Origin of the sequence: Corynebacterium aurimucosum, assembly GCF_030408555.1 — a bacterium.
GTDB classification, from domain to species: Bacteria; Actinomycetota; Actinomycetes; order Mycobacteriales; family Mycobacteriaceae; genus Corynebacterium; species Corynebacterium aurimucosum.
Map to the genome: position 1 here is coordinate 982867 of NZ_CP047048.1, position 16515 is coordinate 999381.

The 16515-nt window shown below is 58.4% G+C and carries 15 protein-coding genes; 12 read left to right on the plus strand and 3 right to left on the minus strand.

Annotated elements, in window-relative coordinates; all coding sequences use genetic code 11:
• Window positions 1-40: 40 nt before the first annotated feature.
• The 3 genes from CAURIM_RS04655 (at window position 41) to CAURIM_RS04665 (ending at window position 3297) form a co-directional block, all read left to right on the plus strand.
• Window positions 41-1257 (plus strand): IS3 family transposase gene (locus CAURIM_RS04655; RefSeq protein ID WP_201827686.1). Its coding sequence is split into 2 segments (ribosomal slippage): window positions 41-302 and window positions 302-1257, totalling 1218 coding nucleotides; the frame shifts between segments, so codons are not numbered across the junction.
• Between the two features lie 20 nt (window positions 1258-1277).
• On the plus strand, window positions 1278-2414 hold the full coding sequence (locus CAURIM_RS04660) for an IS30 family transposase (protein ID WP_236659294.1): 1137 nt from the start codon (window positions 1278-1280) through the stop codon (window positions 2412-2414).
• 163 nt (window positions 2415-2577) lie between these two features.
• Window positions 2578-3297: a trimeric intracellular cation channel family protein gene (locus tag CAURIM_RS04665; RefSeq protein ID WP_236659423.1), complete on the plus strand. Its 720-nt coding sequence runs from the start codon at window positions 2578-2580 to the stop codon at window positions 3295-3297.
• 50 nt (window positions 3298-3347) lie between these two features.
• Here CAURIM_RS04665 and CAURIM_RS04670 read toward each other — a convergent pair whose 3' ends face one another.
• A complete protein-coding gene (locus CAURIM_RS04670; protein WP_201828451.1) occupies window positions 3348-3944 on the minus strand; it encodes a hypothetical protein in 597 nt (198 codons plus the stop codon).
• Window positions 3945-4405: 461 nt separating this feature from the next.
• On the opposite strand from CAURIM_RS04670, the gene CAURIM_RS04675 reads away from it, so the two are divergent.
• The 3 genes from CAURIM_RS04675 to CAURIM_RS04685 are packed head-to-tail and all read left to right on the plus strand — an operon-like array spanning window position 4406 to window position 9147.
• Window positions 4406-5014, plus strand: coding sequence for a TetR/AcrR family transcriptional regulator (locus tag CAURIM_RS04675; RefSeq protein WP_201828450.1), 609 nt, complete (start codon window positions 4406-4408; stop codon window positions 5012-5014).
• Between the two features lie 12 nt (window positions 5015-5026).
• Window positions 5027-8665, plus strand: coding sequence for a transcription-repair coupling factor (gene mfd, locus CAURIM_RS04680; RefSeq protein WP_201829600.1), 3639 nt, complete (start codon window positions 5027-5029; stop codon window positions 8663-8665).
• The gene (locus CAURIM_RS04685; protein WP_201828449.1) at window positions 8665-9147 is read left to right on the plus strand and encodes a hypothetical protein; all 483 of its coding nucleotides are present in this window, start codon (window positions 8665-8667) and stop codon (window positions 9145-9147) included. The genes mfd and CAURIM_RS04685 overlap by 1 nt, the downstream gene beginning before the upstream one ends.
• On the opposite strand, the gene CAURIM_RS04690 is transcribed toward CAURIM_RS04685, so the two are convergent.
• Complete coding sequence (locus tag CAURIM_RS04690) at window positions 9144-10631, minus strand: amino acid permease (RefSeq protein WP_070646282.1); 1488 nt, start codon at window positions 10629-10631, stop codon at window positions 9144-9146. The two genes, CAURIM_RS04685 and CAURIM_RS04690, sit on opposite strands and share 4 nt — an antisense overlap.
• A gap of 81 nt (window positions 10632-10712) precedes the next feature.
• Here CAURIM_RS04690 and CAURIM_RS04695 point away from each other — a divergent pair, with 81 nt between their 5' ends.
• Window positions 10713-11330, plus strand: coding sequence for a MazG nucleotide pyrophosphohydrolase domain-containing protein (locus tag CAURIM_RS04695; protein ID WP_201828448.1), 618 nt, complete (start codon window positions 10713-10715; stop codon window positions 11328-11330).
• Here the strand turns inward: CAURIM_RS04695 and CAURIM_RS04700 are convergent.
• Entirely contained in the window at window positions 11327-11749 is a 423-nt protein-coding gene (locus CAURIM_RS04700) for a hypothetical protein (protein WP_201828447.1), read from the minus strand. The two genes, CAURIM_RS04695 and CAURIM_RS04700, sit on opposite strands and share 4 nt — an antisense overlap.
• A gap of 239 nt (window positions 11750-11988) precedes the next feature.
• Here CAURIM_RS04700 and CAURIM_RS04705 point away from each other — a divergent pair, with 239 nt between their 5' ends.
• The 5 genes from CAURIM_RS04705 to CAURIM_RS04725 all read left to right on the plus strand — a co-directional run bounded on the left by CAURIM_RS04705 (window position 11989) and on the right by CAURIM_RS04725 (window position 16501).
• Entirely contained in the window at window positions 11989-12780 is a 792-nt protein-coding gene (locus CAURIM_RS04705; RefSeq protein ID WP_201828446.1) for a lysozyme family protein, read from the plus strand.
• Between the two features lie 142 nt (window positions 12781-12922).
• Window positions 12923-14200, plus strand: a complete 1278-nt coding sequence (gene eno / locus CAURIM_RS04710) for a phosphopyruvate hydratase (protein ID WP_070447074.1) — start codon at window positions 12923-12925, stop codon at window positions 14198-14200.
• 235 nt (window positions 14201-14435) lie between these two features.
• The gene (locus CAURIM_RS04715; protein WP_070646291.1) at window positions 14436-14939 is read left to right on the plus strand and encodes an FtsB family cell division protein; all 504 of its coding nucleotides are present in this window, start codon (window positions 14436-14438) and stop codon (window positions 14937-14939) included.
• A 34-nt stretch (window positions 14940-14973) separates the two neighbouring features.
• Window positions 14974-15522, plus strand: a complete 549-nt coding sequence (locus CAURIM_RS04720; RefSeq protein WP_201828445.1) for a DUF501 domain-containing protein — start codon at window positions 14974-14976, stop codon at window positions 15520-15522.
• A 16-nt stretch (window positions 15523-15538) separates the two neighbouring features.
• Window positions 15539-16501 carry a Ppx/GppA phosphatase family protein gene (locus tag CAURIM_RS04725; RefSeq protein WP_201828444.1) on the plus strand — a complete coding sequence of 321 codons (963 nt, stop codon included), beginning with the start codon at window positions 15539-15541 and terminating at the stop codon, window positions 16499-16501.
• The last annotated feature ends 14 nt before the right edge of the window (window positions 16502-16515 follow it).

Consider the following 16515-nt stretch of genomic DNA (forward strand, 5'->3'; position numbering starts at 1 on the left):
GGACACCCTATTTGTACGGATCTTGTGTCCGTAAGAGAGGATGTTCATTGTGAGTCAACAGCGCAAGAAGTACACGCCGGAGTACCGGCGTGAGGCCGCGAACCTGGTAATCGAGTCAGAGCGCCCAATTGCCCATGTGGCTAAGGAAATCGGTGTTTCCGCCGGGCTTTTAGGCCGGTGGGTCAAACTCGAGCGTGAACGCCGAGGAGCCTCGGATGGGATGAGTGAGGCTGATCTTCGTGCTGAGAATGCTCGTCTGCGCCGTGAGTTGGCGGAAGCCAAGATGGATAACGAGTTTTTGTCAAAAGCGACAGCCTTCTTCGCTTTGAGGCAACGCGAGCAGAAAAGTTCGAACTAATGCAGCAGGAGAAGGCGAACTACAGCATCAAGCGCATGGCACGACTATTAAAAGTATCTCGGTCTGGATACTACAAATGGGCCCATGTGCAGCAGAAACGACTATCCGGAAAGGATGATCGGGCAGCATTTTACGATGATGTTGACCGTAAGATTCATCAGATTTGGAAAGACTCCGATGAGGTTTATGGTGCTCCGCGGATCACCGCAGAGCTTGCCGAGCGCTACCACATTTCGCTTAACCGTAAGACTGTGGCGAAGCGGATGCGCATGATGGGCATTGAAGGGATTTCACCGCGTGCCTTTGTCCCGGTGACTACAATCCAAGCCAAGCGTAAGTCGAGTCTTCCTGACCTGGTCAAGCGCATGTTTGATACTGGTGAGCTCAACCGAGTGTGGATGTCAGATATTACCTACCTTCGCACCGGTGAGGGCTGGTTGTACTTGTGCGCGGTCCGCGATGGTCATTCCCGCAGAGTGCTGGGCTGGGCTATGGATAGCGTGCAAGACACACACCTGGTCGAACGGGCCCTGCGGATGGCGCATACACTGCGCGGTGATGTTCCTGATGGGCTGGTGTTTCACGCTGACCGCGGAACGCAATTTACCAGTGAGAAGCTCTGGGAGGTCTGCAGCAGACTGGGCATTGCTCAGTCTGTGGGGCGTACTGGTGTGTGCTTCGATAACGCGATGGCTGAGTCGTTCTGGTCGACGCTAAAGACTGAATTCTACGACCGTAAGCGATGGCCTACCCGTGATGCTGCACGCAAGGCCGTTGCCTACTGGATTGAAGTCGTCTACAACCGTCGGCGCCGGCACTCTGCACTCGGAATGGTCAGCCCCGTCGACTTCGAGAACCACACCGGCGCAATCAACAGCAGAAAAGAAATAGCTGCCTAACCACTAGGTAGCTCCACTACGTGTCCACGATTTGCGGGCAACCCCAGAAAGCTCAAGCCATTGATGGATTTCCTAGCGGCGTATTCGACAAACACGCCTTAGTAGGGCGTGGTCGCAGGCTTACTGTTGAAGACCGTGTTGCTATTGAAGCGGGATGTCGTGTCGGTGATTCGGCACGTGCTATCGCACAGAAAATAAATAGGCACCACAGTGTCGTCGCCCGTGAAATCACCCGTAATGGTTGGAAGATTATCGATGAGGACGGCACAGAGCAGCTGCGGTATAACGCCCACAACGCTGCTGTTTCTACTGCTGGTCGGATGGTGCGGCCAAAACTACGCAAGCTCGATGAAAGCCCAACGCTTCGGGGTGTAGTGATCGATTGCCTTGCCCGCAGGTGGTCACCTGGGCGCATTAGTGCATGGCTTGAGCATGCTTTCAGCGATGATGAAAGCATGCGTATTTCCCACGAAGCGATCTACAGTGCCTTATACATTCAAGGTAAAGGCAGCCTGCGAGCCGAGCTTGAAGAAGTCATGAAGACTAAAGACGTACTTATCCGCGGCGGCGCAACACGCAAGAGTCGTGCCCGAAACGCTGGCGTGTTAACCGGTCGCCCTTGGATCAAAGGTGCTGAGATCACCCACCGCAACCCGGAAGCTGATGACAGGGCTATCCCCGGGCACTGGGAGGGCGACCTTGTCATTGGTAAAGGCGGCAAAAGCGCACTGATTACCCTAGTAGAGCGCACCAGCCGCTACACCCTGCTTGGACACCTCCCCGATGAGCACAGTTCACAAACCGTGGTCGCAACCTTGCAGGACATGGTCAAAGACCTCAACATCGAGCAGCTAAAAACCATCACATGGGACCAAGGGGCAGAAATGGCTGTCACAGCACAGGTCCAGATCAAAGACGGCTGCCAGGTGTTTTTCTGCGACCCGCACTCACCGTGGCAGAGACCAACCAACGAGAACACCAACGGCGAGATCAGGCGCCGGTTCTACAAAAAAGGCACCGACTTTGCCACCGTCACACCCGAACATGTCGCGTGGGTACAAAATGAGCTCAACGAAACACCCCGACAAATCCTCGGCGGCGCAACCCCACGTGAAATACTTAACGAACTATTCAAGCGTGGCGCATCCACCGCTTGATTCCGCCCTGCATGTCTGCACTTCCACGTCTGCACTTTTGGGAATAGCGGCCACCAAGAGGGGACGAGTAGGGCGCTCTGGGACGACACGAGCCTGGCGATAGTGTGAACTGAAACAAATCCACCATCAATATGTGAGCAGTGCGCTATGGTCAGTATCTGTGATTCAGGACGTCGACCCACTCATCCATTCCCTGTACCAGGTCTTTGACCTCATCGGTGTTGTGCTCAACGGCATTATTGGCGGCACGATTGCACGCCGTAGGGAATTCGACATTATTGGCTTCGTCTTTCTGGCGCTCTTTTCGGCGCTGGCGGGCGGCATGATCCGTGACATGCTGATCGCCAGCGGTCCGGCAGCGGCTATCTCTGATCCGCTGTATCTCACGCTGGCGTGTGTGGGCGCGCTCATTGCTTTCTTGACGGACCTAAAGGGCAAGGCCTGGGAGATCTTCCTCGAGCACGCGGATGCTGTCATCTTGGGTGTGTGGTGCACAACTGGCTGCGTGAAGGCGCTGACTCATGGAATGCCGTTTATTGCCTGCGTATTCTTGGGCGTCTTGACCGCAGTGGGCGGTGGAATGGTGCGCGATGTTGCTTCCGGCCAGATTCCCTCGGTCTTTGGCGGCAGCCCGCTCTATGCCGTGCCGGCGGTGCTTACAGGAATCGTGATGGCATCCTTCGCGTATTTCGACCAGTTTGCCCTCGGCATGGTCATCTCACCTTTTGTGGGCTTTGGCTTAGCAGTTATGGCGTATTGGCGCGGATGGGTGCTTCCGCGAGCCGGCATTGCCCCCTTGAACTACACCGCGGCGCAGGTGGCTTCGATTGCGCGGAAAGCTGAAATTAGGGGCTTTAGGCGAGGGCGCAGAAAACGTAAATAGGTTCTCGGCCTATCTACAGCTCCTATTGACTGCTGTTTTCTTGGTTTTGACTAGACCTGTTTATTTTCCTCGGGATTTACAGCAAGTTCGCTAGCCACAGGCTTTTGTTGGTCTCGGTTGAGGAAAGTCCTCACGAGAGGAGTAAGGGATGCTAAGCCAAGGATCGCGGCGCCGACGAAAGACTCTGGTGGCTCCAGAAAGAGCAAACAGCAGAAGATTCCGGCAATGGAAGCGAATGTAATGAACGCGGCGACGCGAAAGCCAGCCTTGGCCTCCCAAAGAGCGTGATCGAACGCCTTCTGAGTGATCAGCCGATCCGCAATTGTGTCTTCGTGAGCATCATCCAGAATCCGCTTGCCAAGCCCTGGTTGAATTTTCTCGTAACCGTTGATGATGTGAGGTGGAGGAATTGGGCCGGCGTACGTATGGCCGATAATAGGGCCATATTCGATTAATTGCCCGTCGATCCCTGGGATTGCCGGTTGATTTGGCGGCTGATCCTGCCGCCAATTTGGTTGAATACGCGGGTCTGTCGGGTCTGAGTGCTGCGACGGGCGACCGATAGGGCCTTGTCTACCTGACCCGAGTGGCTGAAGGTGATCTTGTCCATCCCGCGCACCGTGGAGTGGAACATCGTCATGGCTCATACCGTACCTTTTCTATGGTTCGTCTGCCTGAGTTACACAATATATGAGAGGAATAGGCGGGATTGGAGCTGTAGTGAGCAGCCGGACGCAACTGCCGTTTTCTCTGCTGCCACCTCCGTCTACCGCTGTGTGATGATGCACGCGGAAAGAGTCTCGCTAACGAGTCTTTTTACAGTCGTCAAAGTCATAACGAAACACCGCTCTCCTATGTCAATACAGGTAGAACGGTGTTTTATCTTGCTTCCCCACCAGGACTCGAACCTAGAATGACGGTACCAAAAACCGTAGTGTTGCCGATTACACCATGGGGAAACGCGCTCACATTATGAGCGCTGGGAGACATGTTACCTGACGGGGGTGTATCAGACCTAAACAGGTGGCCAACCCTCTTTATCGCCGTGCTAGTGGGCTACTTTTAGCTGGTGCGGGCCATGTCCAGTGGGGGAGATACAGTAGAAGGCATGGTTCGACAAAGGATGACCGGGCGTGAGCGCCGTGAGCAGTTGATCTCCATAGGACGTGCGGCCTTCGCAGAACGCGGCTTCGATGGTGCCAGCGTCGAGGACATTGCAGCACGCGCTGGTGTGTCCAAGCCGGTGGTCTATGAGCACTTTGGAGGCAAGGAAGGCCTCTATGCTGTCGTCATCGACCGCGAGCTTGTCGCGTTAGAGAGGGTTGTGACGGATTCACTGCAGACAGGGTCGTGGCGCGAGCGCATCGAGCAGGGGGTCGTCGCCTTGCTGACCTACGTGGAGGAGGAGACCGATGGTTTCTTGATCCTCGTGCGTGACTCCAAGCCGGGAGAGGAGCGTAGCTTTTCCACGTTGTTGAACACGGCGGTAAATCAGATTGCGCATATCCTCGGTGAGGCCTTCGAACACCGTGGTCTCGACCCCGAGCTGGCGGTGCTCTATGGCCAGGCGCTCGTCGGCATGGTGGCCACCACAGCGCAGTGGTGGTTGGACGTGCGCGAACCTTCGCGGGAGACCGTCGCAGCGCACATCGTTAACTTGTGCTGGAATGGTCTTTCCGGCATGGAAGCAGCACCGAAGTTGAAGGGAGCTAAGTAGGTGGCAACGCCGATGCTGGGCGGGCTGCTCAAGGTAGCCGCCTCAGATCCGAAACTTAAAGGCCTCGCCTCCCAAGTGGGGGAAGCCTCATTGCACATTACTGGCATCGACCAGGCCCGCCCCTGGGCCATCGGTACCTTGGCGCACCACGCGCCGGTGCTGGTGGTGACCGCTTCCGGGCGCGAGGCGGAGGATCTCACCGCGGAGCTGACGGCCATGCTGGGGGATAAGGTGGCTTATTTCCCGGCCTGGGAGACGCTTCCGCATGAGAGGCTGTCGCCGGCCGCGGATATCGTCGGCAAGCGCGCGCGTGTGCTCGACCTGGTGGGGGCGGGCAAAGCCCAGGTCGTGGTGACCTCCGCCCGCGGGTACTGCCAGCCCATCCTGAGCAAGGTGGAGGGCCGGGAACCTATCTTCCTCAAGGAAGAGGATGAACACGAGCTCGCGCATATCCTGTCGGAGCTGGAGTTTCGCGCCTACAAACACGTGGACATGGTGGCCAAGCGCGGTGAGTACGCCACGCGCGGCGGCATTCTCGATGTTTTCCCCACCACCTCTGATTACCCGGTGCGTGTGGAGTTCTGGGGCGATGAGATTACGGATATTCGTCAGTTCTCCGTGGCTGACCAGCGTGCCATCCCCGAGATCGAGGTGGGTGAGGTGGCCATCTATCCCGCCCGCGAGCTGCCGATCACTAATGAGGTCGCCGCGCGTGCCCGCGAGCTGGCGCAGAAGTTTGGGGGCAACGCAGCGCTGGCAGAGCTGTTGACCAAAGTGGGGGAGCACATCCCAGCCGAAGGTATGGAAGCTGTGCTGGCGGTGCTTGCCGACGCCCCCTTTGTCACCCTCCCCGAACTGCTTGCCCCGGGCACGCACGTGCTGCTTGTGGCGCCGGAGAAAATCCGCACCCGTATTGCAGACTTGGAATCCACCGATGCCGAGTTCTTGGCTGCTGGCTGGGAGGCCGCCGCAATGGGTGCGGATGGCCCGCTGGCGGCCGAGGGCTTGGATACCTCGGCGTCGAGTTATCGCTCCTATGAGTCCTTGGAGGCGACGTGCCGGAATATCGAGGCCCCGTTGTGGACTTTCGCCCCTCCGGGGATGTTCGCCGCCGCGGAGTCGGAGACCCTGCCGCTGGACTTTGAACCCGGACCAACCCCGCGCGGTGATATCCCAGAGATTGATGCCATGATGGCGCAGCTTCTGGCGCATACCACGGCCGGCGGGCGTGCCGCCTTCATTGCCCCTGCGCAGGGTGCGATCAAACGCATGGTGGAGCGCTTCGCGGAAAAGGGCATTCCCACCAAGGTGGCCACTCCTGGGTGGGAGCCGAGTCCTGGTGAGGTCACCCTCTACCAGGCCTTGTCCCATGCAGGTCTGGTGTTCCCGAAGGTGCGCAAGCTCAAGGACGCTGAGGCGTTGCCGTTGGTCGTCATCACGGAAACGGATCTCACGGGTAACCGGGTGGGCGATATTGCGGGGGCGAAGCGTCGCCCAGCAAAGCGCCGCAACCGCGTGGATCCCCTCGCCTTGAAGCAGGGCGACTACGTGGTGCATGAGACCCATGGCATCGGCAAATTCCTCAAGATGGCCGAGCGCACCGTCCAATCCGGTGATGAGACCTCCCGCCGCGAGTACATCGTGCTGGAGTATGCGGCATCCAAGCGCGGGCAGCCTGCCGACCAGCTGTGGGTACCCATGGATTCGTTGGATCTTCTGAGCAAATACACCGGTGGTGAGGCACCGACGCTGTCCAAGATGGGCGGCTCGGATTGGAAGAACACTAAGAAGAAGGCGCGCGCCGCGGTGCGTGAGATCGCCGGTGAGCTGGTGGAGCTTTATGCCAAGCGCCAGGCAGCACCGGGCCACCAGTTTGGGCCCGATACCCCGTGGCAGGCGGAGATGGAGGATAACTTCCCCTTCATCGAGACGGAAGACCAAATGCTGGCCATCGATGCCGTCAAGGAAGATATGGAATCCACGGTGCCGATGGACCGCGTGGTCGTTGGTGATGTGGGCTATGGCAAGACCGAGGTGGCAGTGCGCGCAGCCTTCAAGGCGGTGCAAGATGGTAAGCAGGTGGCGGTCCTTGTGCCCACGACCCTGCTGGCGCAACAGCACGCCGATACCTTCCGCGAGCGCATGCAGGGCTTCCCAGTGGATATCGAGGTGCTCTCGCGCTTTACTTCGGCCAAGGAGTCCAAGGAGATTCTCTCCGGTTTGGCGGATGGTTCCGTGGATATCGTCATCGGCACGCACCGCCTGCTGCAAACAGGCGTGCACTGGAAGAACCTAGGCCTCATTGTGGTGGATGAGGAGCAGCGCTTTGGCGTGGAGCACAAGGAGCACATCAAGGCGCTGAAGGCCAGCGTGGACGTGCTCACCATGTCCGCGACCCCGATTCCGCGCACCTTGGAGATGTCCATGGCAGGCATCCGTGAAATGTCTACGATTTTGACCCCACCGGAGGACCGTCACCCGGTCCTGACCTATGTGGGTGCGTACGAGGATAAGCAGGTGGCCGCGGCTATCCGCCGTGAGCTGCTGCGCGACGGCCAAGTCTTCTTCATCCACAACAAAGTCGCTGACATCGAAAAGAAGGCCCGCGAACTGCGGGACCTAGTGCCGGAAGCCCGAATCGTCGTGGCACACGGCCAGATGAACGAGGACGTGCTTGAGCGCACCGTCCAAGGTTTCTGGGACCGCGAATTCGACGTGCTGGTGTGTACCACCATCGTGGAAACCGGCCTGGATATCGCTAATGCGAATACCCTCATCGTGGAAAACGCTCACCACATGGGCCTGTCCCAGCTCCACCAGCTGCGCGGGCGCGTGGGCCGCTCCCGCGAGCGCGGCTACGCCTACTTCCTCTACCCGAAGGGCGCCACGCTGACGGAGACTTCCTATGACCGTCTGGCCACCATCGCCCAGAACAACGATTTGGGCGCGGGCATGGCCGTGGCTATGAAGGACCTTGAAATGCGCGGTGCCGGCAACGTGCTGGGCGCCGAGCAGTCCGGCCATATCGCCGGTGTGGGCTTCGATCTCTACGTGCGCCTTGTGGGCGAGGCCGTAGAGACCTTCAAAGCGCTTGCCCGCGGTGAGACCCCCGTGGTCACGGACGAAGGGCCAAAGGAAATCCGCATCGACCTGCCGGTGGATGCTCATATCCCGGAGTCCTATATCAACTCCGAGCGGCTGCGCCTGGAGGTTTACCGCAAGCTGGCAGCCTCCAAAGACAACGCAGACTTGGCACACGTGGTGGAAGAAATGCAGGACCGTTACGGGCCTGTCCCGGAGCCTGTGGAACGCCTTCTCGCGGTAGCGCGCCTGCGCCACCAGGCCCGCCGGGCCGGGGTCAGCGATATCACGGTGCAGGGCACGCGCATTAAGGTCCACCCGGTGGAATTGACGGATTCGAAACAAGTACGCCTCAAGCGCCTCTTCCCGGGCTCCAATTACCGCGCGGCGGCCAAGGCCATCCAGCTCAACTTCCCCAAGGCTGGCCGCAATGTCACCGACCCCAAGCTGCGAGACATTGAACTCCTGCAGTGGATGGCGGATTTCTTGGCATCGATGTTCGAACTCGAGCGCGTTGACGTCAGCGGTGCTAAGACTAAAAAGAACGTCATTAGCGTAGGAGAAAAATAATGAACGCCGCGAACAACCACAGTGGGCCGAGTAGAGCTAATCCCCGAATCATCATGATGGTGGTGTGGATGTTCGCGGCGTTGTTCAGTATCCCCGTCTCCCTGGTTATCAAGTTAGGCGGTGAGAACGGCGGCTGGCTCACCTTCATGTTGGTGATGTTTGGGATCTTCCTAGTTGGCATTTGGGTGTTGCTCGGGTTACTCCCGCTATTCATCCGCGCTGATTACCCAAGCCGGTTGGAGTGGGCGTGGGTGTCAATGGCATTGCTGTTTATCGGCTTCATTGTGGGCAATGCCAACCTGCCCGATTTCGGGGATATTGGGCCAGCCACCGTGCCGACGTGGTGGTCCGGCAACGAGGAAGCGGCCGAAATTACCGGCGGCATTTTCCTCGTTATCAGCGCCATCGGCCACGTGCTCTGGCTGACCAGCTGCATCGTGTATGCAGTCCTGTCACACCGCTCGGAGCCCGAGGCCTTCTAGAGCACGAGGCGGCCGGTGCCCAAGCCCCACACCGCAGCCACCGCGCCGATAATCACCAGTGCCACCACGAACCACTCAAAAGTGTTGAATACGCGTTCCTTCTTGTACAGGCGGGTAGCCACGTAAGGAATCATGCTGGGGACCACGGCCAGTGCACCAAGCAGCACGTAGACCGGGTCAGCAGCGTAGATGAGCCACAGTGAGTAGATGAAGGCGACCAAGCCGATGAAAAAGTGTCGGCGATTTTCGCGGCGGCTCACCTCCGGGCCCGAGATGTCGAAACGCACCCCGGCATGTGGGTGCGTTAGGCCCTTGCCGCGCACGGCCAAGAGAACTAGGTACAGCGAGGAGAAGATGTAGGGCAGCAGGTACATGATTGTAGCTAGCTGCACCATGGCGTTATAAGAGGTCTCGTTGAGGAAAAAGATAATGACGAAGAGCTGAATCGTCAGCGTGGAAATCAGCTGCGCTACCCATGGCGCGCCGGCAATGTTCACGGTGCCGATCTTGCGGGGGAGAAGGCCATCGACAGCCATCATGACGATCGGCTCTGCGCACAGCATCTGCCAGGACACGTAGGCACCAAGCACAGAAAGGCACAGACCAAGCGAGATGAGCGCACCACCCCATTCACCCACGGCGGCGGTGAGCACGGAGGCCATCGAGTTATCCGGCAGCGCGGCGAGCTCCTCCTGGGTGAGTACACCGAAGCTCAGCGTGGACACGGAGACCAGCAGCGCCAAGACGCTGATGAAGCCGATGACGGTGGCACGGCCGACGTCGGAACGGGTGCGGGCCTGCTTCGAGTACACGGATGCACCCTCTACGCCGATGAAGACCCACACGGTAAAGAGCATGATGCCCTGTACCTGCTCGAAGAGGGACTTATCGGAAGTCTTGCCCCAGATATCCAAGGTGAACTTGTCCCAGCTAAAACCCACGAAAGCGAGGATGATGATGAAGGCCAGGATGGGCACAATCTTGGCTACGGACGTCACCATGTTCATGATGGCCGCCTGCTTAATCCCGCGTGCGAGAACAGCAAAGATACCCCAGGACAACAAAGACACTGCGATGGCAGAAACCCAGCGGTGGTCGGCGTCAAAGAAAGGGACGTAGTGGCCGATAGTGTTGAAAAATAGGGTGGCGTAGCCCACCTGCGCCATCACGGAGCCGAGCCAGTAGCCCCAACCAGAGGTAAAGCCGATGAAATCACCCAAGCCGGCACGGACATAGGAGTACACGCCGGAGTCGAGATGTGGCTTGCGGTGAGCCAGGATCTGAAAAACGAAGGCAACAGAGAGCATGCCCACGCCAGCAATGAGCCAGCCGATGAGCATGGCACCAGGGCCGGCCACGGAGGCGATGTTTTGCGGAAGAGAGAAGATTCCGGCGCCCACCGTGGAACCGATGATGAGCGCGACGAGCGTCCACAGCGTCACGGAGTGCGTGCGCGGCGATTCGGTGAGATTGGAAGTGGTCATTGGTTAAAAGTACCCCTTTAGGCGGGCTTTTGTGCAACTGCAGCGAATGTTCATAGGGCCCGGGACCTATACTCGTTGCTTATGACTGTCCTGTTGTTAGATCCGCGCTGGCCCACCCTAATACCCATGGAGGCCGTTGGAAAACTGCAGGGACCTGTTGTTTTTACCGATGAAGTTCCTGTGAAAGTTCGCTGGGACTTCGACCAGTTACTGAGCGGTGAGGATCCTGCAGGCCACGGTGTTGTGGTGAGCACGGACCCCTCCCATCCGCAGGTGCGCGCGCTTATCGACGCCCACGCGGAGCTCATCCTCGCCCCTTCCTTGGAGGATCCGATGTGGCAGGCGCGCGAGGTGATGATGCGCGCGCGGCGCATAGGGGAGTGGGAGCGCGACCAAACCCACGAGACCCTGCTGCCATATATGGAGGAAGAGTCCGGTGAGTTTGCCGAGGCGGTGCGGGAGCATGCTTCGGATGCTGAGTTGCTTAAGGAATTGGGCGATGTCTTCCTGCAGATCCTCTTCCACGCCGAAATCGCGGCGCGCCGTGGGGCCTTCAACCTTGATGATGTTGCGATGTCTTTCGTCAACAAAATGCGCTCCCGCGCGCCCTACCTTTTTGATGGCTCAGAGGACATCGTGGGGGTAGAGGAACAGGAGCGCCTGTGGGCTGAAGGTAAGGCCCGAGAAAAGAAGGACTAGTCCTTCTGGATCATGGAAGATAGCAGGGGAGCATAGTCAGCAATCTTGGAGGATAGACCCGTGCCGCCGGTGGCGATGGTGTCTTCCTTGACAATCTTGCACTCGAGAGCGCGGTCAGCGGTCTGGCCGGCGTACTTCACCGCGGCAAAGGCCAGCGGACCGAGCTCCTTGGAGTTGCCCAGTGCAGTGAGGTTCTTTGAAAGCTGGTTGCGGGTGGTATCCGGAGTCAGAAGCTCGCCTTCGGTGCTTTGATCGATGAGTGTGAGGGTGCTGCGCAGGGTGTTGCAGTCAGCCGACTGGATGCCCTGGGAAAGGAAGCCGCCCAGCTCAGTGAGGGAAGCGGCGGAGGCGGTAGCGGGTGCGATGGCACCCAGAGTAACAATGGCGGAAGCACTAGCGAGGATACGACGGATGGACATGGAACTCCTTGATTAAAAGAAAAGCACGTTTCTAGAACGGACGGTGATAGAACGTGGAGCACCAGCGGGGCCTCGGCTCTCTGTTCAACGCTGCAGTGTAGCGCAGAATGTTACGCGTGGGAACATTTTGACATAACTATTGTTTCGCAAATTTCGTAGGCCGTGCCTATATAGTCGCCTCGTTGCGCCCTCTGTGTCGCTAGACCCCCTTCGCGCAACGGGCTGTAGTATTCACCTTTATGACGCAGGGGCTTAGGAGGATCGGGGGCTGTGGCCTTGGAATTGTCTTAGCCATCATTCTGATCATTTCCCTGGTGGCCTGGAGTCTTTCCTTCCTGGGTAAGCCATCCCCGTTCCGGCAGCTTTCCCCTGTCCCAGAGGATCTTCCACCGGTCGGCGGGGCAGAAGTGCCCAATATTGATGTCGACAGTCCGGGGCGCACGGCGGATAAATTGACGTGGTGGTCCGACCAGCTTGCTGATGCCACCAGCATCCCCGATCAAGCCTTGCGGGCCTATGGCAATGCGGAGTTGATTGCGCGGGAGTCCTGGCCGAACTGTAATCTGCGCTGGAATACCCTTGCGGGGATCGGTTGGGTTGAAAGCCGTCACGGGACCTATAACGGCAATCTCTTTCACCGTTCTACACTCGATGAGAACGGCTACCCCGACCCACCCATCGTGGGTATACCTCTCGATGGTACGAACAACACCACCATGGTTCCGGATAGTGATGGCGGCGTGATTGACGGCGATACCGACTTTGATCGCGCCGTCGGACCGATGCAATTTATCGCTTCTTCGTGGGAGCATTTAGGTCGTGATGCCAATGGCGATGGGGTGGCTGATCCCAACCAGATTGATGATGCTGCGCTAGGTGCCGCCGCATTGTTGTGTTTTGGGGATAGGGACCTTTCCACGCCGGAAGGCTGGCGCTCAGCCGTCCTCAACTACAACCAATCGGAGGACTACCTGCGTAAAGTGGCGGCAGCGGCGAATTCCTACGCCATTGAACAGCCTGCGACGTCCTAGTTTCTTCCTAGATCTTTGTCACGTTGTCCGTTTAAGCCCGACACGTTCCGAAGTTTTCTGGAACAATTGGCTGCAGGTGGTTTGGGAGCACCTCCCAGAACACAAACCAAGATCAATTTGGCTCTATAGGAGTGAAAGCAGCATGGCTGACATCATCCACGTAATGGCACGCGAAATTCTTGATTCCCGCGGCAACCCCACCGTTGAGGCTGAAGTCTTCCTCGACGATGGCGCACGCGGTGTCGCCGGCGTTCCGTCTGGCGCTTCCACCGGTGTTCACGAGGCTCACGAGTTGCGCGACGGTGGTGACCGCTACTTGGGTAAGGGCGTTCTTAAGGCCGTTGAGAACGTCAACGAAGAGATCGCTGATGAACTTGCCGGCTTCGAGGCCGATGACCAGCGTCTCATTGACCAGGCCCTGATCAAGCTGGACGGCACTGAGAACAAGTCTCGCCTCGGCGCCAACGCCATCCTGGGCGTTTCCATCGCAGCAGCTAAGGCCGCTGCCGAGTCCGCTGGCCTGCCGCTCTACCGTTACGTCGGTGGCCCGAACGCCCACGTCCTGCCCGTTCCTATGATGAACATTCTCAACGGTGGCTCCCACGCTGACTCCGGCGTGGACGTCCAGGAGTTCATGATCGCTCCGATTGGCGCGGAGTCCTTCTCCGAGGCGCTGCGTCAGGGCACTGAGGTTTACCACGCACTCAAGAACGTCATCAAGGACAAGGGCCTGTCCACCGGTCTGGGTGACGAGGGCGGCTTCGCTCCGTCTGTCGAGTCCACCAAGGCAGCGCTCGACCTCATCGTTGACGCAATCAAGAAGGCTGGCTTCGAGCCGGGCAAGGACGTTGCTCTGGCACTAGACGTTGCTTCCTCCGAGTTCTTCAAGGACGGCAAGTACCACTTCGAGGGCGGCGAGCACACTGCTGAGGAGATGGCCAAGGTTTACGAGGAGCTCGTTGCTAAGTACCCGATCGTGTCCATTGAGGACCCGCTGCAGGAAGATGACTGGGAGGGCTACACCAAGCTCACCGAGACTATCGGTGACAAGGTTCAGATCGTCGGCGATGATTTCTTTGTCACCAACCCGGCACGCCTCCAGGAGGGTATCGACAAGAAGGCTGCTAACGCTCTGCTGGTCAAGGTCAACCAGATTGGTACCCTGACCGAGACCTTTGACGCTGTCGAGCTGGCTCACCGCAACGGCTACCGCACCATGATGTCCCATCGCTCCGGTGAGACCGAGGACACCACCATTGCTGACCTCGCAGTCGCCCTGAACTGTGGCCAGATCAAGACGGGTGCTCCGGCCCGCTCTGAGCGCGTAGCCAAGTACAACCAGCTGCTGCGTATTGAGCAGGAGCTGGGCGATGCCGCTGTTTACGCCGGCCGCTCCGCATTTCCGCGCTTTCAGGGCTAAGTTTGCCACTAGCCTCTAGTGGCAGTCTTCTCGGACTGTCCGCTGAGCTAGCGCTAGTTCAGAAGGTGTCACAGGAAACTGTGGCACCTTTTGCGTTGGGAGGGTAGCTGCAGAGCCCAAGTTGACGCGGAGCACGTTCCGGAACGGAATTTGAACTTCTGTGACACGTGTTATTTCTGAGACACGACGCGCGCCGCACAGCACTGGGGCCGGTCCGGGATACAATGGCTTCCCGATGGCACGCACTATTTCTCCTCGTACGAAGCGCCGGAACACCGTTCCGGTACACACGCGTGCCCGCGATGCGCAGCGCACCAAGCGGAAGAAGACCCCGGTCCAGCCTAAAGGCCTGGACATTCTGGGCGTCGGTGTGATCATTGCCGTTATTCTCGTAGTCTTGTTATCCATTGCTGTCCCGCTGCGCAATTACTACCACGGCCAGTCAGAAATTGCCCGCCTAGAAAGCTCTATTGCCGCCAAGCAGGCCCATAAGGATGAGCTCCTCACCGAGATTGATAAGTACAACTCGGAGGAGTACGTCAAGCAGGAGGCGCGTCGCCGGTTCGGTGTGATGGATGAGGGTGAAACGGCCTTCCGCATTATGGATCCGCGCATGGACTCGGGTGACACGGTAACCTCGGAGCGTCGCGAGGATACCGATGACCGCGAGTGGTACGCGGTGTTGTGGGATTCTGTAGCGGAAGAAGCAGAGAATCAACCGCAAGCCCCTGCTGAATAGGACTCAACCATTCCTCCGTGTCACAATGGTTCCTATGACCGTGACCGATGCTGATCTTAAAGTCGTCCGCGAACAACTGGGCCGCACCCCACGCGGCGTCGTGGACATTGCATACCGCACTCCGGACGGAGCCCCGGCGGTTATTAAGACCGCGCCTAAGCTTCCCGACGGCACCCCGTTTCCCACCCTTTATTACCTCACCGATCCGCGCTTGACTGCTGAGGCATCGCGCCTTGAGGTTGCCCATGTCATGAAATGGATGGAGCAGCGCCTTGCAGAGGACGAGGACCTGCAGAAGGATTATCAAGCCGCGCATGAACACTACCTGGCAACCCGCAACGCCATGGAAGACCTAGGCACTGACTTTTCCGGTGGTGGAATGCCTGAGCGCGTGAAGTGCCTTCACGTCCTCATCGCGTATGCCCTGGCGGAGGGGCCAGGCCGCGTACGTTTCGGCACCGAAGCCGTAGCGATGGCCGCAGAACACGGTAAACTTCGAGGAAGTGCCATCCCAGAGGATTGGCCCACCGTGGGGGACCTGGGCATTGATATGGCCCAGTTCGATTTTTCTAACGCCGGTTAAGAGAAAGGCTAGCCTTATGACTCGCGTCGCTGCTGTCGACTGCGGAACCAACTCCATTCGTCTGCTCATTAGTGAGATTCAGGAAGATGGAAAGATCCGCGACATCTCCCGCACGATGGAGATCGTTCGTCTCGGACAGGGCGTCGATGCCACCGGTGAGTTTGAACCAGAGGCCCTTGCACGGACCCGCGCGGCGCTCGAGGGCTACGTCAAACAGATGAAGTTTGAGAAGGTCGAGCGCGTGCGCATGGTAGCCACCTCAGCCACCCGCGATGCAAAAAATCACCGCGAATTCTTTGACATGACTGAGGAACTGCTCGGTCAAGTCCAGTCTGGTGCTCGTGCGGAGGTTATCTCCGGCGAGGAGGAAGCACTGCTGTCCTTTACCGGAGCGGTGGGGGACCTGCATTCTGAAGAGGGCCCATACTGCGTTATCGATTTGGGTGGTGGTTCGACGGAGTTCGTCGTTGGCACCATCGACGGTGAGATTCTCGGTTCCCACTCAGCGCAAATGGGCTGTGTGCGTCTTACCGAGCGCATCATGCGCAATGATCCGCCCACCGAAGCGGAAATTGAGATCGCTACGGATTATGTGGCCGAGCGCATGGCCGAAGTCGAGAAGATCGTTCCTATCGATAAAGCCCTGACCTTCGTTGGCTGCGCCGGTACGTTTACGACTCTGTCGGCACTAGCCCAGGGGATGGAACGCTACGATGCTGATTCCATTCATGGCTCCGAGCTGCGCTTCGACGCCCTGCGGGTGCTTATCCGTCAGATGATTGGTCTGCCTTCGGATGTTCGTGCTCTCAATCCCGTCATCCACCCTGGACGCGCGGATGTCATCGGCGGCGGATGCGTAGCGGTTGAGGGCATCATGACGATGATTGAACGCAATAGCGAGGCACGTTCTTTCTTCATCAGTGAGAAAGACATCTTGGACGGCATCATTACTGGCCTTGCAGCAAAGCTAGCGGGCTAAGGTCGGAAGGTTAC

What these genes read in the sequence shown, in the direction of transcription:
- CAURIM_RS04720 (WP_201828445.1), top strand. Translation starts at nt 14,974, where the DNA reads ATGACCGTGACCGATGCTGATCTTAAAGTCGTCCGCGAACAACTGGGC.
- CAURIM_RS04700 (WP_201828447.1), bottom strand. Translation starts at nt 11,749, where the DNA reads ATGTCCATCCGTCGTATCCTCGCTAGTGCTTCCGCCATTGTTACTCTG.
- CAURIM_RS04685 (WP_201828449.1), top strand. Translation starts at nt 8,665, where the DNA reads ATGAACGCCGCGAACAACCACAGTGGGCCGAGTAGAGCTAATCCCCGA.
- CAURIM_RS04705 (WP_201828446.1), top strand. Translation starts at nt 11,989, where the DNA reads ATGACGCAGGGGCTTAGGAGGATCGGGGGCTGTGGCCTTGGAATTGTC.
- eno (WP_070447074.1), top strand. Translation starts at nt 12,923, where the DNA reads ATGGCTGACATCATCCACGTAATGGCACGCGAAATTCTTGATTCCCGC.
- mfd (WP_201829600.1), top strand. Translation starts at nt 5,027, where the DNA reads ATGCTGGGCGGGCTGCTCAAGGTAGCCGCCTCAGATCCGAAACTTAAA.
- CAURIM_RS04670 (WP_201828451.1), bottom strand. Translation starts at nt 3,944, where the DNA reads ATGAGCCATGACGATGTTCCACTCCACGGTGCGCGGGATGGACAAGAT.
- CAURIM_RS04675 (WP_201828450.1), top strand. Translation starts at nt 4,406, where the DNA reads ATGGTTCGACAAAGGATGACCGGGCGTGAGCGCCGTGAGCAGTTGATC.
- CAURIM_RS04715 (WP_070646291.1), top strand. Translation starts at nt 14,436, where the DNA reads ATGGCACGCACTATTTCTCCTCGTACGAAGCGCCGGAACACCGTTCCG.
- CAURIM_RS04690 (WP_070646282.1), bottom strand. Translation starts at nt 10,631, where the DNA reads ATGACCACTTCCAATCTCACCGAATCGCCGCGCACGCACTCCGTGACG.
- CAURIM_RS04725 (WP_201828444.1), top strand. Translation starts at nt 15,539, where the DNA reads ATGACTCGCGTCGCTGCTGTCGACTGCGGAACCAACTCCATTCGTCTG.
- CAURIM_RS04695 (WP_201828448.1), top strand. Translation starts at nt 10,713, where the DNA reads ATGACTGTCCTGTTGTTAGATCCGCGCTGGCCCACCCTAATACCCATG.